The sequence below is a fragment of the Psychrobacter sp. GW64-MNA-CIBAN-0177 genome, assembly GCF_040309585.1.
Lineage (GTDB): Bacteria > Pseudomonadota > Gammaproteobacteria > Pseudomonadales > Moraxellaceae > Psychrobacter > Psychrobacter okhotskensis.
Genome location: NZ_JBEOOY010000003.1, coordinates 138,881 through 165,096 on the forward strand (window position 1 = coordinate 138,881; position 26,216 = coordinate 165,096).

Genomic DNA, 26,216 nt, shown 5'->3' on the forward strand with positions numbered 1-26,216 from the left:
GCGCTGGCTAAGTTAGGATCTCTATGCGTATGACACGGTAATAATGATATGATCACAACGCCAGACGCGTCTGTTCGTCAAGATGAAACAGTCAACGACAATAACAATAGCAATAATGGTAACCATAGTAACCAAGCTGTTAGTCAAGACCATGCCGTTCGCAAACGTATCCTCTCAAAATCAGTCCTAGGACTGATTTCGTTGTTTATGCTGGTACCAATTCTCATCGTCCTGCTGTCATGGACGCAGCCAGTGGCAGACATCTGGACGCATATGCGCGAGTATGTATTGCCGCAAGTTTTCAAAAATACCGCGATTTTATTGGTCATGGTGACGGTCATTTCTGGCAGTATCGGCACTGCACTTGCTTGGCTCACCAGCATGTATCGCTTTCCCGGACAGCGCTTTTTTTCGTGGGCTCTGATGCTACCGCTCGCGATACCGGCTTATGTGCTGGCATTTGTCACCGTTGGTATTGTTGATTTTAGTGGACCGCTACAGACAGGTTTGCGAGAACTGGGTATCGATACAGCTATTCCGTCGGTACGCAATGTCTGGGGCGCAGGCTTGGTGTTGTCACTGGCTTTTTATCCCTACGTTTATTTGCTGGCGCGTCAGGCCTTTTTATCACAAGGCAGGCGGGCGATTGAAGCGGGTCAAATGCTTGGTTTAAGCCGCAGTCGCGTGTTTTTTCGCTTGGCATTACCACAGGCCTTGCCGTGGGTCATTGGCGGCTTGTTACTTGCCAGTATGGAAACGCTTGCAGATTTTGGCGCGGTTTCAGTCTTCAATGTTGATACCTTTACGACGGCTATTTATAAGGCTTGGTTTGGCTTCTTTAGTCTAACGACAGCCGCCCAGTTGGCCGCTTTGTTAATCGGTGTGGTATTTATCGTGGTATTGTTTGAGCAGTATTGGCAAGGCAAACGCGGCAATACAGTGACTCAAGGCAATAATCAACGTTTTGAAGCCAGCACGTCTGCTAAATTGGCTATGACGTTACTGTGCACACTGGTGTTTTTGCTGGCCTTTTTAATACCGTTCTTGCAGCTCATCTACTGGACGGCGTTAAACTTCCGCCAAGATTTTGACGCTCGTTATATTGATTTTGTCACCAACAGTCTCATGATTGCGAGCATGACCACCATTTTTATTGCTTGCTTGGCAGTCATCATTGCGTGGATTAAGCGCCAATATCCTGATAAATCAACCAAGCTCATGACCACTTTATCCAATCTAGGCTATGTGGTGCCGGGAACAGTATTAGCTGTTGGCATATTTATTCCGATTGCTTGGCTTGACAATCAGCTGATTGCTTTTGGTATAACCTCGCAACAAGTGCTGTCTGGTAGTGTGATTGTAATGCTCCTTGCTTTATCGACGCGCTTTATGACTGTAAGCTTTCAGCCAGTCGATCGGCAGTTACAACGACTGACTGTCAATCAAGAAGCGGCGGCTAAATTGCTCAGTGACAGCCCTTATCAGCGCTGGCGACAAGTGATGTTGCCCGTACTCAGCCCTGGGGTGCTAACGGCATTACTGATGGGCTTTGTCGAAGTGATGAAAGAGATGCCAATCACCTTGATGACAAGGCGGCAGGGCTGGGATACGCTAGCAGTGCGGGTGTTTGAGATGACCAGCGAAGGCATGTGGGGCAGGGCAGCATTGCCAAGCTTACTGATTGTGCTGGTCGGTCTTATCCCTGTTTGGATATTGCTACGTCAAAGTGATAAGCACAGGTAAGTTGAGCGCAGTTTATTATTTAATAAGTTAAAGACAGAGTTGCTCGCGCTCAAGGATTCATTAGCACCATAATTTTTACCGTTTTATTTATTGGTTTTATTCACTAATAGCTTACTGGTACCGTCTATGTATACTGACTTGATTAAAGACTCAACAGACCCAGCCAATCCTAAGTCGGCTACGGCTAAAATGGAAGTGCGTGCTGGCAATGTAAAAAAATCACCAGTATCAACAGATGAAGCCTATCAAGTACAGCATAATAATATCGCTAAGCATGATGGTCATTCTAGCGCACATACTGAGACCAATATCGCCACCAATCCTTACTTTAGCGTCCAAGATTTAATTGTCGGTTATGACGATACCATCATCGTTAATGGACTATCGCTAAGCTTGCAGCAAGGTGAGATTGGCTGCTTTTTGGGTTATAGCGGCTGCGGCAAGACCACAGCATTACGAGCCATTGCAGGGCTAGAGCAAAGTCGGCGCGGCACGATTGGCTTAAATAACCAACGCTTGACAGAACAGACACCGACGACCTCGTTCGCCGTCGCGCCAGCCAAGCGTGGCATGGGCATGGTGTTTCAAGATTATGCGTTATTCGGGCATTTAAGCGTGGCGAAAAACATCGCTTTTGGTCTCAATAAATGGTCAGCAGCCGACAAAAAAGCCCGCGTGGCTGAGATGCTAAGCCTCGTTGAATTGACGGAGCATGCTAATAAACGCCCCAATGAGCTCTCAGGTGGTCAGCAACAACGCGTTGCTTTGGCACGCGCGTTAGCACCGAAGCCCAAGCTTTTGCTACTCGATGAGCCGTTTTCTAATTTGGATGTGGTGCTTCGCGAGTCATTGGCCATGAATGTCCGCGATATTCTCAAACGTACCAATACTACCGCTATTTTGGTGACTCATGATCAAAACGAGGCTTTTGCGCTGGCAGATAAAGTAGGGGTCATGGATAAAGGTCGACTGGTACAATGGGCGACACCAAGCGAGCTATATCATGAGCCAGTCAGTCCGTTCGTTGCTGAGTTCGTCGGCGAAGGCGCAATGATAGACGGCATCATCAAGGAAGGTCACGTTGAGACTGCACTTGGTGATATCTATCGTCGTATGGAAGTCTATGATGAGTCGGGACAGCCGCAGTATTGCGAGTACGACTATCCCAACGGCACACCGATTAAGGTGCTGGTCCGTCCTGACGATATTATTCATGATGATGACAGTCCCCGAACCGCTTTAGTAGTGGGGCGTGTCTTTCGCGGTGCTAATTATCTGTATCGCTTGCAACTCGATGATGGGCAGACGGTTTTGTCCTTGGTCGCCAGTCATCATAATCATGAGATTGGCTCGCAAATTGGGATTTTGCCCATACTTGAGCATGTCGTTGTCTTTGATGAAAAAGACATCAATGCGACGACGTGGTCAGAGTACGATCGGTCCGAGCGCGTGGCAGAAGCCAGATAGTCGCTTTAACAAACGCTACTTTAGATGCTCGTTATCATTCCACTTAAGCAACTTGCCGAGTTGCCATGATATGCAGATAGCGACCTAGCCATTTATACGGCTCTCGTTGTGAGTAGCGTAGCTCCATGCGTATGACTGCATCAGGATCGTTGTGACCGCCGCGTTTGAGCGGCGCATAATCATGAAACACGCGCAAGCCACTGGTTAGAATCGTTTGGTAATGATGAGCTTCTAACCAAGACTCGACTTCTTCCTTGGCGACTGGATGATTAGGGGTCAGGCTTTTTTTATTGTCAGCCTTATAATCCGTGTTATCGAGCAGATTAAAATTACCCATAATCAGATTACGATAGTCAAAGCTCGCTGGATTATAAAAGCAGAGCGACAGTGCGCCATGCTCAGCCAATTGGCGGTCAAAAAAGTCCATGATAGCGGCTGGTTCTGCGAGCCATTCGAGTAGGGCGTGTGACATTATCAAATCAAACTTAGCTGCGTTTTCAGTATTATCAGCCCCACTGCCTTTATTTTGCCAGTTGTCTATTGCCAGTTTATCTATCGCCAATTTGTCCTCAAGCGCTTGATACGGGCAAACATACCAGCGTATATGTAGATTCTTATCGATTTCTGCGGTGCTCGCTTTTGCTTTCTCTAACATATTGGCAGAGATGTCATTGATGACCACGCTATGGCCTTGAGCGGCAAGCTCAATCGCAATCTGAGCCAGCCCCGCACCCACATCTAAAATCCGTAAAGGCCGCCCAAGCTCTTTGCTCATCTGCGCCGTATAGTCAAAGATATCACGGCGCAATACTGCCAGCCGAATGTCGCCTTTAAGACCACCGTAGACCTTTTTTTCAAAATGATCGGCAATCGCATCGAAGCTACGATCACTGCGCATCTCTTCTGCTTGGATAGAGTGTTGCAGAGATTCTGTTATTGCTTGCTTGTCGTTTGTACTGTTTTTCATATCACTTGGCATAAGGGTTTACACTGTCTAAGGAGTAGGGGTTGGGTGGATAGTATCAAGGCAAAATCATGTAAACAAAGCCTATGACATGTAAGCAGGAGTGCTGACCTCTCTGGTATCGTGAACCTCATGGCTAAAAGTATTAGCGTTGCGAGGACAATTGTGATGTTCAAGAGCATGTTTTCCGGTAGCTTTTGCTCACTTTTTACGGTATATATAGTAAGGTATCAGACACATTGCTGATGCATTAACTGTCATCAAATACTCTGATTAAATCAACACTGTCAAACGACTCCTATCTACTGCCAAGGACGCTTGGCACTCTTCTGTTTTATTACTGCTAAGGATAGCAATTATGATTATCGCCTCTTCCTCTATTATAAATAAGCCTGTCATGTCACGTTGTTTGCTCTCAGTTGCCATTGCGAGTAGTTTATTACTCGTCGGTTGTGGCGACGATAACGATTTTGACGCTGTTGATTCAGATACCTCGTCAGCCACGTCAAAGTTTGTAAAAAGTTTTAGTACGAGCCAAATAGACAGTGGCTTTGGTAATAGCGCAACGCCAGCGGCCAAATGCGGCGTGACTATAGAAAAGGTCAGCTATGATACCAAAGGTGCTGCCGATGAAGATACCACAGCGACAGCGGCATTGATGGTACCGACTGGCGATGCGGCTGAATGCCAAGGCGACCGTCCAGTATTATTATATGCCCATGGTACGACCACTGAGAAGTCTTATGACTTTAATCAAGTAGGCAACCTAAACAATCCGGCGGTTGGCGAATCGACGTTAATCGCTGCGAACTTTGCTGCCCAAGGTTATATCGTCGTAGCGCCAAACTATGCAGGCTACGATGAATCAGAGCTTGATTATCACCCTTATCTGGTTGCCCAGCAACAGTCTACGGATATGGTCGACGCCTTAGACAGCGCCCGCTCAATCATTGACAGAAAAAAACGTGCCAACGATGCCAATTACCTCAAGATTGATGACTCAGGTAAATTGTTTCTCGCTGGTTACTCGCAGGGTGGCTATGTGGTTATGGCAACCGCTAGATTGCTAGAGTCACAAAACAAACCTATTACGGCGATAGCACCATCTTCCGGCCCTTATGCCTTGGCGGCCTTTGGTGATGACATCTTTAGAGGCAATGTCAATATTGGCGCTTCTCGGTTTGCGCCCTTGCTTGGTATTGGCTTGCAAGAAAAGTACGGCAATATCTATCAAGATAAATCCGATATCTTTTTGGATAAGTATGCCAGTGCGCAATTACCAAGTGATTCACCATTTGGCGAATTGGTAGCGGCTGGTAAATTACCAAACAATGCGTTGTTTCAAAAGACGCCGACGAATCCAGTATTGGATGGTTTGTCCAAAGGTTCTATATTCTCATTTTTGGGTGGTTATGATGACAATGATTACTTGATAAAATCTGATTTCCGCGCGGCTTATGTGACGGATACCATCAACAATCCTGATGGGCTATTTGCAGAAAATGGCAATGATTTACCTGCTGCCAATCCGCAGAATAATCTGCGTAAAGCGCTAAAAGACAACGACCTACGTGGCTATGTGCCAAAAATGCCAACACTCATCTGCGGTGGTAATCAAGATCCGACCGTCTATTATGATATAAACACCGGCTCTATGGCAAAATTATTGCAAGCAGCCAGTACCAACAATCCTGCAGTTAAACTTAATGTGACGGTATTAGATGTAGATACCGATAATGCGGATAGTCGTCCAGACCAGCCGAGCCTTACAATGATTGGTCAGGCATCAATGAACAAGTGGAATGCCAACACTGTGGTCACCAGTGTGCAAACCAACTTTAGTAGTAGTGTGGCTAAAGTGAAGGCAGATGCCGAAGCACAAGGTCAAAACAGCTTACTGGCTTTTTATAGCAACTATCATGGTGGCTTAGTCAGTCCTGCCTGTACGCAAGCTACCCGTGAGTTCTTTGCGCAAAATTTTAACCAATCTTAAGAATATTTGGGCATAAAGGGTTTAAGCGTAAAGAGTAAAGACATACCATAGACTAAAAGACTGCATCCTAGTGGGTGCAGTTTTTTATGGGTAAACCAATGAGCTTTTGGAAGAATAAAACGATGAAATCAATGATGCTATCTTTGCTGGCCCTGACCTTTGTACTGTCTTCTATGAGCCAAGCACAAGCAAAAAATACCCCTTGCTCTGGTAAGATGGGCGGCATCTCGCATTGCTCAAAAGAGGGCAAGTTTGTATGCAAAAATGGCAAAATTAGCCAGTCTAAACAAGTATGTCGTTAAAGTCGTTTTGGTAGATATTACCAGATTAAAAAATTAGCGCTAATGAGCTGTTTTGCTTGATTTTTATGACAGTCAGAACCCCCTAAATCAACAAATTTGTGCTAAAATGGCTTCTTTTATTAAACATTACTTTTAACAAAAACCGTATCGCCATTTTCCTATGGTTTTGCCCGTCTGATGGTGCTTTTCAGCGTTGATAAAGCAATCATAGTTGCGCGTTTGTGCCGCTATATTTTTGTATCAGCGTAAGCACTTTTGAGGCGCGCAACCTATAGCGAAAGTATGTGAGTGAAGGAGTGTATATGAGCGACTCGATCAGTCCTATTGCCATCGTGGATGAATTAAAGCAGTCCTATTTGGATTATGCGATGAGCGTGATCGTCTCGCGCGCGCTGCCTGATGTGCGTGATGGGTTCAAGCCAGTGCATCGCCGTGTGATGTATGCGATGCACGTATTGTCTAATGACTATAATAAAGCTTATAAGAAGTCGGCGCGTGTGGTCGGTGATGTCATCGGTAAATATCACCCGCATGGCGATAGTGCGGTCTATGATGCGATTGTACGGATGGCGCAGGACTTTAGCTTGCGTTACCCGATGGTTGATGGTCAAGGTAACTTTGGCTCGATTGATGATGATCCACCGGCTGCCATGCGTTATACCGAAGTACGTATGACCAAGCTGACCCATCAGATGCTGGCTGACTTGGACAAAGATACCGTCGATTGGGAAGACAACTACGATGGCTCTGAGCGTATGCCAAGCGTGTTGCCAGCGCGTGTTCCTAACTTGCTGGTCAATGGTGCGACTGGTATTGCGGTCGGGATGGCGACCAATATGGCGCCGCATAACCTAACCGAGGTCATTAATGCCTGCTTAGCGTATGCCGAAAACCCACAAATATCAGCCGAAGAGCTGATGACGCATATCTCTGGTCCTGACTTTCCTACGGGCGGTATCATCTATGGTCGCGCTGGTATTTTAGATGCTTACCGCACTGGTAAAGGCCGCCTGCATGTGCGCGGCCGCTATATTATTGAAGCGATGAGTGATACTGGTGTCAACCGTGACCGTGAGCGTATTGTCTTTACCGAAGTGCCTTATCAGACCAATAAAGCCAAGCTGATTGAGCGTATCGCCGAGCTGGTACGTGACAAAAAAATCGAAGGTATTACTGAGATTCGTGATGAGTCTGATAAAGACGGTATGCGTATAGCCATTGATTTACGTCGCGGTGAAACAGCCGAAGTCATCGTCAATAATTTGTTCCTGCAGACACCGCTTGAATCTAGCTTTAGTATCAATATGGTGGCATTGGATAACGGCCAGCCTAAGCTTTTGACCTTACGTCAGTTAATTGCCGCCTTTGTCCGCCATCGTCAAGAAGTGGTCACGCGTCGTACCATTTATGAGCTTAATAAAGCACGCGTTCGTGGTCATTTGCTTGAAGGCTTAACCGTTGCACTTGCGAATATTGATGAGATTATTGCGACGATTAAATCCTCTGCAAACCGTGGCTTGGCACGTGAAAACCTGCTAAATAATACATGGGGTTCAGGTAGCGTCGTGGCGATGCTTACGGCTGCTGGTAGTCAATCAGTACGTCCTGAGTTTATCGATGGTGAAGATCCTAAAGCGCCGTTTGGTCTGATCGAAGGCGAGGAGCGTTATCGCTTGTCACTTGAGCAGGTCAATGCGATTTTAGACATGCAGCTGCATCGTTTGACGGGTCTTGAGCAGGACAAATTAACTGAAGAATACCAAGACTTATTGCGTGAAATCGCGCACTTAGAATCTATTCTTGGTGATTTCGATAAGCTGATGTCCATTATCTCAAATGAGATGATTGAGATTCGTGAAAACTTTGGTGATGAGCGTCGTACCGATATTATTGACTCACGTATGGACTTTAATCGTGAAGACCTTATCCCTGAGCAAACCGTGGTAATGACGGTTTCTCGTACCGGTTATGCAAAAACGCAGCCAATTGATGATTATGTGGCACAAAAACGTGGTGGTAAAGGCAAGTCAGCCACTGCAATGAAAGAAGACGATGTGATTGATCACTTAGTTGTGACCTCAACGCATGCCACCGTACTTTGCTTTACGGATACCGGTCGCGTCTTTAGCCTACGTGGGTTTGAAGTGCCGATTGCCAGTCGCGGTGCCCGTGGTCGTCCATTAGTGAATTTAATCGGATTAAATCCTGATGAAACCGTGACAACCATCTTGCCTATTCCAAAAATCGTAGAAGAATTGTCGGTAAAAGATGAGATGTCATTAACAAGCGCTCTAGTAGACGGCGATGACAGCTTATCAGAAGATAATAATTTAGAGGATAGCACGCAAGCAGAGCCACCTTTTGTATTCTTTGCAACGGCCAATGGCACAGTGAAGCGTGTCGAGCTTAAGCAATTTGCCAATATTCGCTCGAATGGCTTGATTGCCGTTGGTTTAGAAGACGGTGATAAGTTGGTAAGCGCGCGTATCACTAGCGGTAGCCAAGAAGTCATGCTATTTGCTTCAAGTGGTAAAGCCATTCGTTTTGATGAAAATGATGCTCGCGCTATGGGCCGTACCGCTAAAGGTGTCCGTGGTATGCGTCTGGCTGCTGATGAATTTATCAAATCATTGGTTGTCATTGAAGATGATGTACTCGAAATCTTAATTGCTTGTGAAAATGGCTTTGGTAAGCGTACCTTGATCGATGAGTTCAATACGCAAAATCGTGGCGGTGGCGGTGTTATCGCTATCAAAACTAGCACGCGTAATGGGGCATTAGTACGGGCGACCAAGGTTGATCCTGAAGACGACATTATCTTAATCTCTGACAAAGGCACATTAGTGCGCACGCCAGTCCAGCATGTGGCCAGCTCTGGTCGTAATACGCAAGGTGTCACGCTGATTCGTCTGTCAAAAGATGAAAAACTGGTGGCGATGGCGCGTGTTGATCATGAAGAAAGTGACGACGAGCTAATCGATGCCATGAGAGAAGACGGTACGTTTGATGTGGAAGGTCAAGAGCAGATAGATATTGATGCGGCAACTGGCGACACAGCGACGACTGATGTCAACGATGTTATCGATATTGCCAATGATCCTACCTTGGATAATGACAGTACTGACAACGAAAACACAGACGATGACGAATAAATGTTTCAGTGCCTAGCTTTTTAGTTTAGTTTTCATAACTGTTCTATCAAAAAGCCTCTGACGTTATCGTTGGAGGCTTTTTTTTGTTGCTTCGTTTAATTCGTCATTCTGATTTATTCGTTTTGCAATTCTATTTTTTGAGATTCTGTTTTTTGAAATGTGTTGCACAACTCTATTTTTAACTCTTAATAACTCTACGTGGTTTTATAAATAATGCCAACAAAGTGTTTTATTTTCTAAGGCTGTTGTTATGCTTACGACCAATCAAACTTTTCAGGGAACCCTAGCATCGGTATCATCCAGCTTCTTATTCTCCATGATGTTCTTGTTTGGGCTGTTTATGCTGCCCTTGTCAGGCACACAGGTAGCCTCATGGCGTGTGCTCATGATGCTGCTCAGTTTGGTATTATTGGTCAGTTTCACAAAGCAATGGCAGCACGTTTTTGATTATTTAAAGACTTTGAAAACCCCAAAAGAGTGGCTGTTATTTGTATTGCCAACCCCGATTTTGGGTGGGCAAATCTGGCTATTTATGTGGGCGCCGGTCAACGGCTTTGGTCTTGATATCACCTTGGGCTATTTTTTATTGCCGCTGGTGATGATAGTAGTCGGACGCTTCTTTTACCATGAGCATATGAGCGCGCTGCAGTGGGCCGCAGCGTTATTTGCCGCAATGGGTATCGGCTATGACATAGTGCAATATGGCACGATATCTTGGGTGACTTTGTTTGTATGTTTGGGCTATCCACCTTACTATCTACTGCGGCGCAAGCTTGCCGTGCCACCGATTACTGGCTTATTGTCTGACTTGACCTTACTGACGCCAGTGGTGCTCATCATGCTTTATGTCAGCGGTGGTTTTAGTATGGCTGCTCAGGAGGCTAAGTTCTGGTATTTATTGCCGCTACTGGGTGCTTTTAGTGCGCTTGCAATGTCGCTGACGATGATTGCCAGTAGTAAGTTGCCGGTCTCGTTATTTGGGGCATTGAGCTATGTAGAGCCGATGCTGTTGTTTGTATTATCCGTCACGGTATTGAGTCAAAGTCTCGATGAAGGCGGCTCGCTGTTTATGTATGGCATGATTACGCTGGCATTACTGGTCATGCTGTTAGACAGTGCTATGGGCTATGTGACCCGTAAGCGTGACAATCATTTGCATGGTTACCGAGAGCCGCAAGTGGTCAGCTTTCCACCGCGCCGCCGTTTGATAGAGCGCCGTATCGATGGGGTGCTACAGGCGCATCGCTTCCGCAAAATTCGTCGTTACCAACATAAGATGAATAAGCTTAAGCAAAAAATTGAGCAGCTAGACTCGATGTAAGTATGTATGATATAAAAATCAGTGAAGTGGGCGGTTGTTATGAGCATCTTTATGTCGATAATTGGCTTAACTGAATCACACGTTTGATAGACTAGTCTTACAGTTGTATTGCTTATCCAGAATGACTTTGACATAATGCTGCTCATTATATAAGCACGATAAAGTTATCGTAGCTCTTAGCAACAAAAGCCTCCGACGTTCGCGTCTGGGGCTTTTGTTTTTTTTCAAAATTGCCAAGGAAGTGCGCCAATCTGTACAGGCTGTCGTTAATTATGCTCACTACGAATCAAACGTCGCAAGGCGCTATCGCTGCGGTGGCGGCAAATTTTTTATACTCGTTGTTATTTTTGTTTGGTCTGTTGATGCAACCATTATCAGGTACGCAGGTGGCGTCATGGCGCGTGCTAATGATGCTACTAAGTCTGCTATTGTTAATCAGTGTCTTAAAGCAATGGCAACATATTTTTGACTATTTAAAGACCTTAAAAACCCCAAAAGAGTGGTTTTTGTTTGTATTGCCAACCCCGATTTTGGGCGCGCAAATTTGGATATTTATGTGGGCGCCCATCAATGATTTGGGTCTTGAGGTGACGCTAGGTTATTTCTTATACCCGCTTATCATGATTATGGTGGGTCGGTTTTTTTATAATGAAGACATGAGTGTGTTGCAGTGGCTAGCGACTTCATGCGCAGGCGCTGGTATCGCTTATGATGTTTTCCAGTATGGCACCATATCTTGGGCGACGTTATTTGTCTGCTTGGGTTATCCGCCTTATTATCTATTACGTCGTAAATTAGCGGTACCGCCGATTACTGGCTTGGTCTCTGATCTGATCTTGCTGTCACCCGTTGTCATTATTGCTCTGTATATGAGCGGTGGGTTTGAAGTAGCCTTTGATACCAGTAAGCTGTGGTATTTCTTACCGTTATTAGGGATTATCAGCGCCGCAGCCATGTCGCTGACCATGGTCGCCAGTCAAAAATTGCCGGTCTCTTTGTTTGGCACTTTATGCTACCTTGAGCCGATATTTTTATTCGTATTTTCTATTACTATTTTGCATCAAAGCGTGGATGAGGGCGGCTCCTTATTTATGTACGGTATGATTTTTGCCGCCTTGATGATTATGATTGTCGATAGTGCCTTGGGGTATTGGGGACGTAAACGTGATGACCGTCTGCATGGCTACAATGAGCCACAAGTGGGCAGCTTTCCGCCGCGCCGTCGCCTAAAAAATCGCCGTATCAAAGGGGTGTTGGCCGCGCACCGTTTTCGCAAAATCAGAAAGTATCAGCAAAAAATAGACAAAATGAATCGAAAAATAGACGTACTGCACGCCAAATAAGCAGGGGTCGTCGTAAACCCCAAAGTTGACTTGATAGACACTGTTTTTCGTAACCGCTCTACACAGTTGTGGTGTCAAAGCCGAGTTAAGTGCGCTATTATCAATAGCAGTATTATCACGCTCGACCTAATTTGGCACATGATATCTAAAATAGTATAGCGGACTCACAATCATTTATTACCAATTACTAGGATGGTTTATGTTACACCTTTATCATTTAGCAAACTCACGCTCGTTTCGTATCTTATGGTTACTAGAGGAGCTCAAAGCCGATTATCAACTGACGTGCTACGAGCGCAATAAAGCTTATCGTGCGCCTGATAGCTTAAAAGAAGTGCATCCACTCGGTCATGCACCGATATTGGAAGTTGACGGTCGCCCGCTGATTGAGTCAGGGTTTATCATCGAGTATCTGCTCAAGCATTATGATAAAGCGCATCAATTCAAGCCTGCGGATGATAATGAAGCCGCATGGGAAGCTTATACATTTTGGTTACACTTCGCTGAAGCATCAGTTATGCCGCCGCTGGTCATGCGCTTAGTATTCACCAAAGTGGTTGAGCAATCGCCGATGCTGATTAAGCCGGTTAGCAAAAGCATCAGAACCCAAGTCGAAAAAAGCATGATCACCAATAGCTTAAATAAGATACTCGACATGATGGAGCAGCATCTACAAGACAATCATTGGTTTGCCGGTGAAGACTTTAGCGCCGCTGACATTCAGATGCATCTAGCAGTCGTAGGTGCCAATGCTGGCCCAGGATTGGATAAGAGTAAATATACCAACATCTTAAATTGGCTCAAGCATTGTGAAGAACGTGATGCCTTTAAGCGCGCAGAAGAAAAGGGTGGTCGTCTGACGTTTTAATTGCCAGCGTTTATACTTCTATAAATGCTTGATTTGATATTTTGCCCAAAGGTTTTGTTTATTCGTAAACAAAACCTTTTTAGGATACAGTAATGACTGACTTGAATAAATCTGATAACAAAAATATCGATGCCAATACCGATGGCAATGCTAACCCATCGCTTGCTCGTCAAGAAATCAACCGCCAGCAGGTGTCGATAAAAGCCTGGTCACAAAAACTGCTGGTCGTTTTGTTGTGTGTAGCGAGCTTTTATGGTGGTTGGAAATCCTACGAGTCCAACATGGTTAATGAATGCAGTGCTAATGGTGGACAGATGGTAGCAGGCGACCGAACCATGATGTGCCAATTGTCATAAGCCGTATCATTTATTAATAATTTTGTACTATGAGTGCTAAATCATGCTCAAACTGACTTTTTTAGGTACCTCAGCAGGAGTGCCAACCAAACAGCGCAATGTCACGGCGCTGGCAATTGAGTGCCTGAATCCTTATCTATCTGGCGCTAGCCCGCAGCCTAAAAAATCGCGTCCTTGGGTTTTGATTGATTGCGGTGAAGGCACGCAGCAACAATTGCTGCAGACCAAGCTCTCCTTACATCAATTAACCGCCATTTGTATTACCCATGTGCATGGCGACCATTGCTATGGTTTGCCAGGATTGCTGGCGAGCGCGGCTATGTCTGGACGCCACGAACAACTAATGCTTATTGCACCAAAAGCCATCGCCAAACTCCTCGATGCCATTACTTTGACGACCGAGCTATACTTTCCCTTTGCCATCAACTTTATGGCGATAGAAGATGTATTATCAAAAGACAGTGAAGATGAGGGCAAGGTCAGTTTCAGTTTCGGCAGCCAGCATCAGCTTGATATTGATATCACCCCGCTATCACATCGTGTCGCCTCATACGGCTTTGGTATCACGCAAAACATCAGTCAGCGCACGCTTAATACGGACAAGTTGACCGCAGACGGCATTCCAGCAAGTGCACTGTGGGGCAAACTGCAGCAAGGTACAGATGTCATGACCGAAGATGGTCGCCAGCTTCGTTCAGCAGATTATGTCGATAATGCGGTGAAGCGTACACGGGTGGTAGTAGCAGGGGACAATGGTACGCCAGCTTGTCTCAGCGCTGCGCTGGTCGATACTGATTTGTTGGTGCATGAAGCCACTTATATTCAAGAAGTTTTAACCAAGATTCAAACCAAAAATCCAGACTTTGATCCTATGCATAGTAGTGCGCAATTGGTGGGCAAGTTTGCCCAAGATGTCGGACTTAAGAATCTAATTTTGACCCATTTTAGCGCGCGTTATCAAAGCTTTGATAACCCAAATAGCAATACGGCAAACATGGGACATATTCGCTTAGATGCGCAACGTGCGTATCAAGGTAATCTATGGCTGGCAGCGGATTTCGCTCAATATACAGTCGATGGTGCTGCTGATTTGGCAAGCAGTCAAGAGGATAACAGCGTGCAGTATCTAGGCTCTGCACGCGATAATGAAACGTGATTTATAGCTTGTTATTTGCCAGATTATTAGTCGTCAATTGAATCTACGATAGCCAATTGCGTTTTTCCGCTCCAATAGCGACTGAATTGATAAGCGACCCGTCCCGAGCGCCCACCACGTTCCGATGCCCAGCGCAAGGCATCGGCCCTGATAGTATCAGGCAGATTTTCACCTGCCAAATCAAGGGCAGTATCAGTATCATCAAGACTGGCTGAAATTTTCTGTTGCTCTAAATTCAGATAATGCTGAACAATATGTAAATAAGTCGTCTGATCCATGGGATGAAAGGTCAATGATAAGCCAAATCGATCCGATAACGACACGGTTTCATCAATCGTTTCATAGGGATTGACTTCATCTGTCTGCCCATTATAAATGTCAAGATTGTCTTTCATCATCTGCGGTAGGAGACGACGGCGATTACTGGTGGCATAGACCAGCAGTTTGTCTTGCTCAGAGTCGAGCGCGCCATCAAGCACACTTTTTAGCGCCCGATAACTCTCGTCTTGACCGTTAAACGCCAAGTCGTCACAGTACACCACATAGCGACAACTACAATCTGCGGGCAGCTCATTGATCGCTGCACGAATCTTGTCTAGCACTTGTAGGTCATCCCGAGCAATCTCAATAATGCGCAAGCCTTCGCTATGATAAGCTTGTAGCAATGCGCGAATCAGTGATGATTTACCCGCACCGCGTGTACCCGTCATCAGCACATGATTGGCGGGATAACCTTTTAAGAACTGGCGCGTGTTTTGTACCAATTTTGCCTTTTGCGTATCGATACCATGCAAGTCGTCCAAGCTCAAAAACAGATTGACTGCCAACGGCTTTAAATGTCCGGTGCGGCCACCAACCCAGCGATAAGCGAGCTGAGCAGGATCAATCTCGATAGCTGGCGTGACTTGCTCTTGCAGATATTGACTGAGCAGCGCTAACAAAGGCGCGGGCAGGGCGTAATGAGCAGACGGATCAGAGGCTTCAGATGAAGGAAAAGGCTGAGATGTATTGGCTGATTGCGGCATAATGACTCTAACGGTTAAAGGTGCGTTTACATTAGGAATAGCGGTTTGATAAAGGTATCACCATATCATGAGAAACTGGTCAGATGAAAAAAATACTATGGAAAATAGTGCCAGTAATCTGTCGAATATACAAGCGTTGCAAGCGCACGCTCAGCAAGTATTGCCACTAATTACTCAAGCGTTGTCAGCAAAGCATTATCGTGAAATAGTGCATCAGCGTATTAGTAGCCAGCAAAGTAAGGGTAGCGAGACGGACTATCAAGGCTTAACGCGCGCTCAGCATTCAGAGTTCGGTAGGGTGATGATTAAATGGCAGTTAAATGAGGGTTCTGATCAAAATTTCGCTGATTTAAATCATGAAGCTAAGGTTTTGACATCTTTAGCTTCTTTAACAAAAAATAATCTGACCGCTATTGCTCCGCCCATCCTAGCCTATGACAACTCAACCATTCCCGCATTAAACCACTCTCAGCAGCTAACGATAATTGTCATGCCTTATTATCTCAATGCTAGCTTAGCAAGGCGGATCAATGCTAATAATCATTCGTTATTGACCGTTCAACAAAAGCATCATTTTATCGTGCAGTCTGCTCATCTCATCACTAATTTACATAACGTTGGCTGGCTACATAATGATATTAAACCCAGTAATATTCTGCTAGATGGTCTGTTGCCAAATAGTGCGGATAATAGCAGGGTAATGCCTGATTTGTTATTGACAGATTTTGCCTTAGCGCAGCGTTTTCATGCCGCCAAAAAGTTACATCATCTTGCAGGCACATCAGCGTATCTCGCACCTGAGCGTTGGCAGGGGCAGGGCGCAACGGTGCAAAGCGATATTTATGCGTTTGGCATAATGCTGTATGAGATATTAATGGGCGAGCGACCGTTTAAGATAAATACTCAAAGTAGCGATGTATTAAACGAGTGGGCGACACAACATTGTCAACAACCGATTCCAAGACTGCCACTAGAGTATAGTTATTATCAATGTATTGTTGATAGAGCATTGGCGAAGCGGGTGGAGAAAAGGTATCAGATTATGGATGAGATGTTGGAGGGTTTAGAGCGTTTGTGATAATAAATGCCATATTTCAGACACAAAAAAACCTGCTAAAAAGCAGGTTTTGATATTTGGTCTAAGATGTACTATCCGAAAATGGTGGGGCTGGAGAGACTCGAACTCTCACACCTTGCGGCGCCAGAACCTAAATCTGGTGCGTCTACCAATTCCGCCACAGCCCCATTTTCGTTACTCTATCATTATTGGCGTTTAAATTCAAACACAACATAGATAGTTAACTGATTCGGTAGTGCGTCTCAGTGGTTGGCTATTATATAGAGTTTGAATGGTTTGACAAGCCCTTTTCGCAATTATTTTTAATTATTTAACGATTATTTTTGCTTGCTATGATAAATAACTGATTTTACTAAATTTTTAATTTAATGATTTTGCATTTTTATTACTCTTTGGTCTGTGTGTCTGCTGCTGACATATCAAGTTGCTGTAATTTGCGAGTCAGCGTATTACGTCCCCAGCCGAGTAAGTTGGCAGCCGCTATCTTTTTACCACCGCTGTGATTGAGTGCCGCTGTGAGCAACACTCGTTCAAATTCAGGCGTTGCCGTTTGCAAGATGTCAGTTTCGCCTGTTTGCAGTGCGTGCTGAGCCCACTCTGCTAGTGCTTGCTGCCAGCTTGGGTTTTTAGCACCATTCTGAGTTTGATTGCTCTGAATAGAGTTGTCTTGAATAAAGTTATTTTGATGACGGCTATGCAGGCTAGCACTGTGTTGCTGATGATTGTTTTGAGCAAATTCAGACGAGGACAACGTTTGTTGTGTCTGCAGCTCTGTGTTCGCTGGCATCCCTTCAAGCAGCTCTGGCGGTAAGTCGTCAACCATGACCGTATCACCAGTCGCCATGACCGTCAGCCATAAGCAGACGTTTTCAAGTTGGCGGACATTGCCGCGCCAGTCGAAGGCTTGCATAATCTGTAGCGCGGCAGGTTGTAGCTGCTTGGATGCGGTATTCATTTGCTCAGCCGCGCGTTGCATAAAATAACGGGTTAAGGCAGGAATGTCTTCGCGGCGCGTCCGTAGCGGTGGCAGCGGTAGGCGAATGACGTTGAGGCGATAAAACAAATCTTCACGGAATCGGCCTTGTTTGACCAGCTCTTCCAAGTTTTGATGGGTGGCGGCAATGATGCGCACGTTCACTTTGACTGGCTGCTGTCCGCCCACACGGAAAAACTCTCCGTTGGCCAATACCCGTAGCAGCCGCGTTTGGGTGCTAAACGGCATGTCGCCGATTTCATCCAAAAATAATGTACCGCCATCCGCTTGCTCAAAACGACCTTGCCGCGTCGTCGTGGCCCCAGTGAACGCGCCTTTTTCGTGACCGAATAATTCCGACTCAATCAAATCGTGTGGAATAGCCGCCATATTTAGGGCGATAAAAGGCTGCTGGCTACGCGGTGAATGCTGATGTAAAGCACTAGCGACCAGCTCTTTCCCTGTGCCTGATTCACCAGTAATCAAAACGGTAATAGGTGAGTGCGCCAATCTGCCAATGGCACGAAACACTGTTTGCATCGCTTGTGATTGACCGATGATACCGCTGGGGTTGTCATTGGCTGGTGTCTCAGCTTTAATTTCAGCTTTATTTTTAGCGGTCTTATTTATTTCGCCTGTCGTGTTAACTTTGCTGGCAGATTTGGTTTGCGGCTTTGCGTCAGTATTGGGTTTTAAATGAATATCAGACTTTGCTTGAACAGCATTTGCTGTTTCAGTGGCTCTGTTGGTAGCAGACGCGGTTGTGTGAGTGGCTATCGGCATATTCGGTTGAAAATTAATCGCTTTATAAATCGTAGCGACGGCATCATCTAAGTCAAAGGGCTTAGGCAGATATTCAAATGCTCCTGTCTGGTAGCTATTGATGGCGGAGCTCAGGTCTGAATGCGCGGTCATGATGACAATTGGTAGCGTAGGAAAGTGGTCGTGCACCCAATCGCTAAAAGACAAGCCGTCCATCATTGGCATTCGGATATCGGTCAATATCACATCCGGTAGCTGAGTGGCTGACTCGCGCTGTTGCAAGATATCATTGAGGCGTGTCCATGCTGCTTGTGCTTGGGTAAAGCTGACAACCGTCAATCCAGCGTCTTCAAAAGTATCTGCCAACACCAAGCGCAGCGCTGAATCATCATCGATGAGCCATAAGGTCGCAGGGTTTTCAGCAGGCGCGTTATTGACCGTTACTTTTATGGTCTGACTGTTAAGTGCTTGGCTATCAGATATTTGGTTGTCAGAGATTTTATCATTCGAGCCTTGATTGTCACTGTTAGCTTTGAAGTTGTCGTTATATGCAGTCATGTATCAGGCCTAATGAGCAAGTGATTCAGGGTTGTTGTTTGATAGATTCAGTCGTATTTACGCATCGGTTGCGGGCTGATTAAAAGGCAAGTACAGCGTAAAGCGTGTCTGACTGTTATTGTCATTATAACTGGGATTATAGTTTGCATTGGCGCCTTGTGTTTGATTCGAGCTGACGTCAATCATACCATGATGACAGCTGATGATATCTTGCACAATCGATAGGCCAAGACCAGTACCGGCGGCACGGCTGGTTACCATCGGGAAAAATATCTGTCCAATCAGCGCAGGATCTATCCCTGAGCCATTATCGGTAATGCTGACTTGCAATGCTTGTTTGTGCTGTTGGCTGCCAATCGTATGCTGAAAAGCAATGCGCGTTTGAATATGCAGTTTTGGTTGATACTTGGCCTCAATATCAAGATGACTATGCAAAGTATCTAAGGGCAATTGATGAGCGGCGGCTGGCGCGCTTTGTTGCAGCGCTTGCTCAAGCTCAGTCATCGATTCACAGGCATTATTAATGAGGTTTAAAAACACTTGAATCAATTGATCTCTATCAGCGCATAGCTCGGGCAACGACAAATCATAGTCGCGCTGTAGCAGCACTTGCGGATATTGATTAACGACCAAAGACAAGACATGCTCTAACGGCTCATGAATATTCAGCATTTGCCAATTTGGCAGCTGATTAGAGCCAAGAAATTGACCGATAAGATGGGTCAATCGATCGGTCTCTGAGATGATAATGTCGGTATAGCTGCGGAGCTTCTGCGCTGTCTTTTGCAACTGCTTATCGCTATTCGAAGCTGAGTTTGTGCCAGAGCTTATGTCGCTAATAACAGCAGACAGAGGATGATGCAAAGTAGTCGCTTCGCTGAACTTGATAAATTGTCGCTGTAATAACTGCGCCGCGCCGCGAATACCTGCCAATGGATTTTTGATTTCATGGGCAACCGAACGCAGCATATGACGGGCAACGTTGTATTGTTGCTGCTGACGTTGCTCTTCTGAGATGCGACTCTGGCGGTCTTTACCCCACATCTCGATAATAAAATAAGGTTGCTGCTCATAGATGACAGGCGTCACGCTATAATCGATTGAGAGTGGTAAATTGCCATTGAGTGGGGTATTGATGATGTGATCGTGGTCGATAAAGGGCTGTTGATATTGCTTTGCCTGATGAAATCGCTCGGTCAAGGCGCAGTGATTGTCTGGCTTGTCACGGTCGGTGTTATTATTGTCGTTATCCAGAGTCAGAGCCGTGCGCTCATCCCTCTTTAATTTTTCGGACGCAAGCAGAGTCAATATAGATTGATTGAGCAAGCGTCCATTACTAATAGCCAGTAGTTGCTCAGCTTGGGCATTTAGCCACGTAATGACCAGCTCATCACTGACCCACAAGATAGCGGTGAATAAATGCTGAGATATAAATGCTAAGTTCGGGGTTGGTTTTTTGGTGGTTAAATCAGCTGTCATGACTAAAGCCTAGAATAAAGAGGTGCTAGATTTAATATTTAACCATAAATCAACACACTAGAGCGGCAAAACTGGCGGTTTTTGCAAAAAAAACGTACAATGCGCACAGCCATTTTTCTCTAGCAAGGTCAGCCATGCCTAAAACTTCTACCGAGTCGCTTAATACGACTATTACCACCCCACAGCCAGCTTCCACGCCAACAGCTTCTATGTCCAAAGACACTGCCACTATTTTTAATCCTGCCAAGCCGCCAGCAACGCCTGCGCAAAGCTCAACGGATAGTAGTGAACCTTACCACCATAAAGCCAATCACAATCAAAACCGTAGCATTGAACAAAGCAGCAATGTGGTTTCATCGACATCAAATAAAACAACAGCAGCGACTGCTAATGCACCCGTTAGCACAGCACCAAAGATTGGCTTTGTGTCACTGGGTTGTCCAAAAGCCTTGGTGGATAGTGAGCGCATCATCACAGAACTTAGCCGTGATGGTTATCAGGTTGCCAGTGATTATGAAGGCGCAGACTTGGTCGTGGTCAATACTTGCGGCTTTATTGAATCTGCAGTGCAAGAGTCACTGGACGCCATCGGTGAAGCGATTAGCAAAAACGGCAAGGTGATCGTTACTGGTTGCTTGGGTAAAGAGGCGGACAAAATCCGCGCCATGCACCCAGCCGTGCTAGCCGTGACCGGTGCGCATGCGTATGATGAAGTGATTACGGCAGTGGCGCAGCATGTACCCAAGCCGAACCGCAGTTTGGACGCAAACTATGATCCAAAGATAAATTTAATCAATGAAGCGGGTATCAAATTAACCCCAAGCCATTATGCTTATCTAAAAATCTCTGAAGGCTGTAACCATCGTTGTACCTTCTGCATTATTCCAAGCTTGCGCGGAGATTTGGTCTCGCGCCCGATTGATAATGTTATGAATGAAGCCATGGCGCTAAAAAACGCTGGCGTGAAAGAGCTGCTAATTATCTCGCAAGATACCTCTGCTTATGGGCTGGATTTGAAGTATAAGACTAGCTTTTGGAACGGTATGCCGCTTAAGTCGAAGTTTTATGACTTATGCCAAGCATTGAACGATTTGGGTATTTGGGTACGTCTGCATTATGTCTATCCGTATCCGCACGTCGATAAAGTCGTTGAACTCATGGGCGAGAAGAAGCTGCTGCCTTATTTGGATATTCCTTTTCAACATGCCAGCCATCGCATCCTAAAGGCAATGAAGCGTCCGGCGCACAGCGAAAACACCTTGGCGCGTATCAAAGCGTGGCGTGAGATTTGTCCAGATATCGTCATTCGTTCGACCTTTGTCGTTGGCTTCCCTGGTGAGACGGAAGAAGATTTCCAGTGCTTGCTTGATTGGTTGGTTGAAGCGCGCCTTGATCGCGTGGGTGCCTTTACCTATTCAGAAGTTGAAGGCGCAGTCGCCAATGATTTGCCAGACCACGTCCCTGAAGCCGTCAAGCAAGAACGCTATGAGCGTTTTATGGCACTACAACAAGACATCTCAGCGCAAAAGCTACAAGAGAAAATCGGCAAAACCTTGATGGTGTTGGTCGATGAAATTGATAGTGAAGAAGGGATTGCGATTTGTCGCAGCTACGCTGACGCCCCTGAGATTGACGGTCATGTCTATGTGGACGATATCAATGCGCAAGTTAAAGTCGGGCAGTTCCTAACCGTAACGATTGACGATGCTAGCGAATACGATTTGTTTGCCAGTTATAAAGGTTAGATGACTGTTATTTAACTGACTGCTAAAAAGATTAGGTGACTAATATAAAAGTTAGACAACCGCTATACAGGTTAAATGACTACGATAATAGGTGAGTGAAAATTGCCCAATGATAGGCAGTTTTTGCTACAATTAGCGCAATTTAGCCTTTTTACACACTGATCACCCAGTATGGGGCGGTAGGTAAATTGCAAGGCTAACTGTATTTGTGTTTTACCGATAATTTTAATTATAATTTAACGAAATAAGGTGACCTCATGTCTGACAAAAACCCGCGTTACTCTCGTATCTTGCTGAAACTCTCTGGTGAAGCCTTAGCCGGTAGCAAAGACATGGGTATTGATACCGAAGTGCTCGATAAGATGAGCTTGTCTATCGCGCATTTGCGAGGGCTTGGGGTGCAAGTCGGTATCGTGGTCGGTGGTGGTAACTTATATCGCGGTGCCCAGCTGCAAAAAGAAGGCTTGGTTGGCCGCGTCACTGGCGATCAAATGGGTATGCTAGCGACGGTTATGAACGGTCTAGCAATGCGTGATGCGCTTGAGCGTCGCAATATTAAAACACGCTTGATGTCAGCCTTACCTATTGGTGAAGTTACTGAAAGCTATAGCAGCCGTAATGCGATTCGCTACCTAAAAAATGGCGAAGTGTGTATCTTTGTCGCAGGTACGGGCAATCCCTTCTTTACCACTGATACGGCTGCTTGCCTGCGCGGTATTGAAATCGAAGCAGGTTTGATTTTAAAAGCCACCAAAGTAGATGGGGTTTATGATAAAGACCCAAGCTTACATGACGACGCGGTTAAGTATGATGGCCTGACCTTTGATGAAGTGTTAGAACAAAAGCTTGGCGTTATGGATTTAACTGCCATTGCCTTATGCCGTGAGCACAACGTGCCGCTACAAGTGTTCGATATGACCAAGCCTAATGCGTTATTAAATGTCATTATGGGCGAAAACGAAGGCACACGCGTTTTTCATTAATATAGCAAGCGTTGGCATGACTGCTATATGAAGTGATAATTCATATAACAGCAAACACCTTAATAATTTTTACCTTAATAAATTTTTATAACTAACAATAATGAATGATTTGTCGATAGCGATAAATAAGGATACATGATGATCAAAGAGATTAAGCAAGACGGCGAAGCGCGTATGCAAAAGACCTTGGAAGCGCTTGAGAGCACTTTTAGTAAAGTTCGTACTGGTCGTGCGCATCCAGGTATGTTGTCAGGGGTGATGGTCAGCTACTATGGTGCTCCTACACCCCTTAATCAAGTTGCTAGTGTCAACGTTGAAGACTCGCGCACGTTATTGGTACAGCCGTTTGACCGTACCATGGTACAAGCGATCGATAAAGCCATTCGTGAGGCTGATTTGGGTCTGAACCCAATGACGGCCGATGTGATTCGTGTACCGATGCCAGCATTGACCGAAGACACGCGCCGCGATATGCAAAAGCTTGCGCGCGGAGAAGCTGAGAACAGCCGTGTTTCTATCCGTAATATTCGCCGCGATATGATGAATGACATCAAAGAGCTGGCTAAAGAAAAAGAAATCTCAGAAGATGACGAGCGCCGCGCTAGTGATGAGATTCAAAAAATCACTGATAAATACATCGAAACTATCGATGGTCGCTTGAGCAAAAAAGAAAGCGATTTGATGGACGTATAAGTACCGTCTTTGGTTTATTTTTTTTATAAAAATAAACCAAGCGCTTAAAAATTAAGTCTTTTAATGCAGACAATATCATAATAATAGACAGCTAATGGTCAATCACTATTGGCTGTCTATTGCTATATAGACTGTGATGATAAAAACACTAAGCATTACAGAGTTGTTTTAATTATTTGCCAATCGTCATTAGCCCAATTGCTAGACTGGTTTATGATAAGTTTATGAATATTTGGCATTATGCTTTTTTAATGCGATAGAGCGCGTTATGATTGTTTTACTTCAGCATATTATTCTACCTCAACAATAAGTCGTATCGCCCATGTCTACTCCCACCGTTTTGGCTCCTGCCCTCATTCCTCGCCATATCGCCATCATTATGGATGGTAATAATCGCTATGGTAAAGCCAATGCGCTCGGCAAAGGTCAAGGACATGTGGCGGGTAAAGATGCGCTAGATCCTATCGTGGAGTATTGTGTCGATGCGGGTATTGAGGTGCTAACGGTATTTGCTTTTTCTAGCGAAAACTGGCAACGCCCACCCAGTGAGGTGGCGCTATTGATGCAACTATTAACATCGACCATTCATGAGCAAATGCCGCGTATGAACGAGTACCGCATTCGCTTACGTTTCATCGGTGATCGTAGCCAGTTGAGTCATGATTTACAGACATTGATGGCAGATGCAGAAGCCGAAACGGCTCATTTTGATGCTATGACACTGGTAATTGCCATCAGTTATGGTGGTCAGTGGGACATTGCCAATGCGGCAAAACAACTGGCGCAGCAAGTAGCAGCAGGGGAGTTGCGTGCTGAAAATATCAGTAAAGAAATGCTTGGCGAATATGTGCAATTAGCGGATGCACCCGCAGTCGATATGCTGGTGCGGACGGGCGGTGAATATCGAATTTCTAACTTTTTATTATGGCAATCAGCTTATGCTGAGCTGTTCTTTACTCAAACCCTATGGCCAGACTTTGCCGCCGATGAGTTGGCAGCGATGGTTGCAGAGTTCGCTCAGCGCCAACGGCGCTTTGGCAAAACCAGCGAGCAGATAGTGACAGAGCAGCGCTAGCGTTATTCATTTATCAGTATTACATTGCTCACTGTCAAGTGGCTCATGATTAAATCAGTAGAATACTCGCTGGCATTTATTGATTCAGATAATTACTGTGTTCAAAGAATAGATGCTCAAAAATCTACCAAGCCATTAGTATTACTTGCTTGTGAAATGACAAAGCGCTTTAATTAGCCTCGATCGCGATTAGTAGGCTAATGTAGATTAGCTGCTATAATGCACTCTTTGACCAGACATTTTTCATTATTATAAGGTTCGACAAGTATGTGGCAACGAATTAAGACGGCAATTGTTCTCGTTATTATCGTTGGTATTGCAATGTTTGCGAGCCAAACTCCTATTTTGTTTGCTCCATTATTGGCCATTGGTGTGATTATCGCGGCGCATGAGTGGACCAAGCTGATGCCAAAGTGGCGCCAGCCTGCGGTGTTTGTGGTATTGGTATTGGTACTGACTTTAGTGTCGCTAATGTTTAAAGTGACTTGGCTGTTTTGGTGGGTGGCTTCACTGGCTATATGGCTGATGGCACTATCTTGGGTGCGCGTTTTCCCAACCCATACCAATTGGTATGGTAGGAAGCTAGCACTGATGGGCGCTGTGATTCTGACAGCATCGATCACTGCTATGTTTTATTTGTGGCAGCTATCAGCATGGTGGCTACTCTACGTATTCTTGCTGGTATGGTGTGCCGATAGTGGTGCTTATTTTGTTGGACGTAAGCTCGGTCGCCGCAAAATGGCACCGAATGTCTCTCCCAATAAGAGTATGGAAGGGCTGGCTGGCGGTCTTGTGACTGGTCTGCTCGTGGTTGTTGTTATTAGTGTCTTCAAACTACAATTAACTGGTGTACCGTTAATCGCATTTGTGTCGCTATCAGCCATCACTATTCTCGCCTCTGTACTCGGTGATTTGTTTGAATCAATGCTCAAGCGCCGCGCTGATGTAAAAGACTCAGGAACGATATTACCGGGGCATGGCGGGATACTTGACCGTATTGATTCGCTATTATCTGCGACGCCAATATTTGCGCTTGGCTTTTGGGCGATACAGCAGCTGGGCTTCATCGTCGTTTAAGAAACTAATGCAGGCTAATTGGTACACGTGAATGAATTGGTTTTTGCCAATAGCTCAGTCTTATTAATTATTATTATAATAAAGCATCGACATAATCTAGCAT

The 26,216-nt window shown here is 45.4% G+C and carries 20 protein-coding genes and 1 tRNA gene; 16 read left to right on the top strand and 5 right to left on the bottom strand.

Annotated elements, in window-relative coordinates; all coding sequences use genetic code 11:
• The first annotated feature begins 48 nt into the window (after nt 1-48).
• Nucleotides 49-1,743: an iron ABC transporter permease gene (locus AAEY79_RS03575; protein WP_352287273.1), complete on the top strand. Its 1,695-nt coding sequence runs from the start codon at nt 49-51 to the stop codon at nt 1,741-1,743.
• 126 nt (nt 1,744-1,869) lie between these two features.
• Nucleotides 1,870-3,210 (top strand): ABC transporter ATP-binding protein, encoded by a 1,341-nt coding sequence (locus AAEY79_RS03580; RefSeq protein ID WP_025650547.1) that lies wholly within the window; start codon nt 1,870-1,872, stop codon nt 3,208-3,210.
• 43 nt (nt 3,211-3,253) lie between these two features.
• Here AAEY79_RS03580 and AAEY79_RS03585 read toward each other — a convergent pair whose 3' ends face one another.
• A complete protein-coding gene (locus AAEY79_RS03585; RefSeq protein ID WP_407074169.1) occupies nt 3,254-4,108 on the bottom strand; it encodes a methyltransferase domain-containing protein in 855 nt (284 codons plus the stop codon).
• Between the two features lie 424 nt (nt 4,109-4,532).
• Between AAEY79_RS03585 and AAEY79_RS03590 the strand changes: the two genes are divergently transcribed.
• From AAEY79_RS03590 to AAEY79_RS03625, 8 genes are all read left to right on the top strand, one after another.
• Complete coding sequence (locus AAEY79_RS03590) at nt 4,533-6,167, top strand: S9 family peptidase (RefSeq protein WP_025650545.1); 1,635 nt, start codon at nt 4,533-4,535, stop codon at nt 6,165-6,167.
• A gap of 86 nt (nt 6,168-6,253) precedes the next feature.
• Nucleotides 6,254-6,469, top strand: coding sequence for a hypothetical protein (locus tag AAEY79_RS03595; RefSeq protein ID WP_227502410.1), 216 nt, complete (start codon nt 6,254-6,256; stop codon nt 6,467-6,469).
• A 302-nt stretch (nt 6,470-6,771) separates the two neighbouring features.
• Nucleotides 6,772-9,621, top strand: a complete 2,850-nt coding sequence (gene gyrA, locus AAEY79_RS03600) for a DNA gyrase subunit A (protein WP_350587934.1) — start codon at nt 6,772-6,774, stop codon at nt 9,619-9,621.
• A gap of 250 nt (nt 9,622-9,871) precedes the next feature.
• On the top strand, nt 9,872-10,942 hold the full coding sequence (gene rarD / locus AAEY79_RS03605) for an EamA family transporter RarD (RefSeq protein ID WP_025650542.1): 1,071 nt from the start codon (nt 9,872-9,874) through the stop codon (nt 10,940-10,942).
• Between the two features lie 272 nt (nt 10,943-11,214).
• Entirely contained in the window at nt 11,215-12,285 is a 1,071-nt protein-coding gene (rarD, locus tag AAEY79_RS03610; protein ID WP_201615777.1) for an EamA family transporter RarD, read from the top strand.
• 199 nt (nt 12,286-12,484) lie between these two features.
• Entirely contained in the window at nt 12,485-13,153 is a 669-nt protein-coding gene (locus tag AAEY79_RS03615) for a glutathione S-transferase (RefSeq protein ID WP_350587935.1), read from the top strand.
• 92 nt (nt 13,154-13,245) lie between these two features.
• Nucleotides 13,246-13,509 (top strand): hypothetical protein, encoded by a 264-nt coding sequence (locus AAEY79_RS03620; protein WP_025650539.1) that lies wholly within the window; start codon nt 13,246-13,248, stop codon nt 13,507-13,509.
• 43 nt (nt 13,510-13,552) lie between these two features.
• The gene (locus tag AAEY79_RS03625) at nt 13,553-14,665 is read left to right on the top strand and encodes a ribonuclease Z (RefSeq protein ID WP_201615775.1); all 1,113 of its coding nucleotides are present in this window, start codon (nt 13,553-13,555) and stop codon (nt 14,663-14,665) included.
• Between the two features lie 26 nt (nt 14,666-14,691).
• On the opposite strand, the gene AAEY79_RS03630 is transcribed toward AAEY79_RS03625, so the two are convergent.
• Entirely contained in the window at nt 14,692-15,690 is a 999-nt protein-coding gene (locus tag AAEY79_RS03630) for an ATP-binding protein (protein WP_227502409.1), read from the bottom strand.
• 67 nt (nt 15,691-15,757) lie between these two features.
• Here AAEY79_RS03630 and AAEY79_RS03635 point away from each other — a divergent pair, with 67 nt between their 5' ends.
• Nucleotides 15,758-16,768 (top strand): protein kinase domain-containing protein, encoded by a 1,011-nt coding sequence (locus AAEY79_RS03635; protein WP_227691661.1) that lies wholly within the window; start codon nt 15,758-15,760, stop codon nt 16,766-16,768.
• Nucleotides 16,769-16,850: 82 nt separating this feature from the next.
• Here AAEY79_RS03635 and AAEY79_RS03640 read toward each other — a convergent pair.
• The 3 genes from AAEY79_RS03640 to AAEY79_RS03650 all read right to left on the bottom strand — a co-directional run bounded on the left by AAEY79_RS03640 (nt 16,851) and on the right by AAEY79_RS03650 (nt 20,540).
• Nucleotides 16,851-16,935, bottom strand: a tRNA-Leu gene (locus tag AAEY79_RS03640).
• Between the two features lie 218 nt (nt 16,936-17,153).
• The gene (locus AAEY79_RS03645; RefSeq protein ID WP_352287279.1) at nt 17,154-19,061 is read right to left on the bottom strand and encodes a sigma 54-interacting transcriptional regulator; all 1,908 of its coding nucleotides are present in this window, start codon (nt 19,059-19,061) and stop codon (nt 17,154-17,156) included.
• 57 nt (nt 19,062-19,118) lie between these two features.
• Nucleotides 19,119-20,540, bottom strand: a complete 1,422-nt coding sequence (locus tag AAEY79_RS03650; RefSeq protein WP_352287282.1) for an ATP-binding protein — start codon at nt 20,538-20,540, stop codon at nt 19,119-19,121.
• 134 nt (nt 20,541-20,674) lie between these two features.
• Between AAEY79_RS03650 and rimO the strand changes: the two genes are divergently transcribed.
• From rimO to AAEY79_RS03675, 5 genes are all read left to right on the top strand, one after another.
• Nucleotides 20,675-22,285, top strand: coding sequence for a 30S ribosomal protein S12 methylthiotransferase RimO (gene rimO / locus AAEY79_RS03655; protein ID WP_101211691.1), 1,611 nt, complete (start codon nt 20,675-20,677; stop codon nt 22,283-22,285).
• Between the two features lie 257 nt (nt 22,286-22,542).
• Nucleotides 22,543-23,268 (top strand): UMP kinase, encoded by a 726-nt coding sequence (pyrH, locus tag AAEY79_RS03660; RefSeq protein ID WP_010200240.1) that lies wholly within the window; start codon nt 22,543-22,545, stop codon nt 23,266-23,268.
• A gap of 138 nt (nt 23,269-23,406) precedes the next feature.
• A complete protein-coding gene (gene frr, locus AAEY79_RS03665; protein WP_352287286.1) occupies nt 23,407-23,961 on the top strand; it encodes a ribosome recycling factor in 555 nt (184 codons plus the stop codon).
• 322 nt (nt 23,962-24,283) lie between these two features.
• Nucleotides 24,284-25,036: a polyprenyl diphosphate synthase gene (uppS, locus tag AAEY79_RS03670; RefSeq protein WP_101211692.1), complete on the top strand. Its 753-nt coding sequence runs from the start codon at nt 24,284-24,286 to the stop codon at nt 25,034-25,036.
• A 267-nt stretch (nt 25,037-25,303) separates the two neighbouring features.
• Nucleotides 25,304-26,113, top strand: coding sequence for a phosphatidate cytidylyltransferase (locus AAEY79_RS03675; RefSeq protein WP_025650530.1), 810 nt, complete (start codon nt 25,304-25,306; stop codon nt 26,111-26,113).
• Nucleotides 26,114-26,216 lie beyond the last annotated feature (103 nt).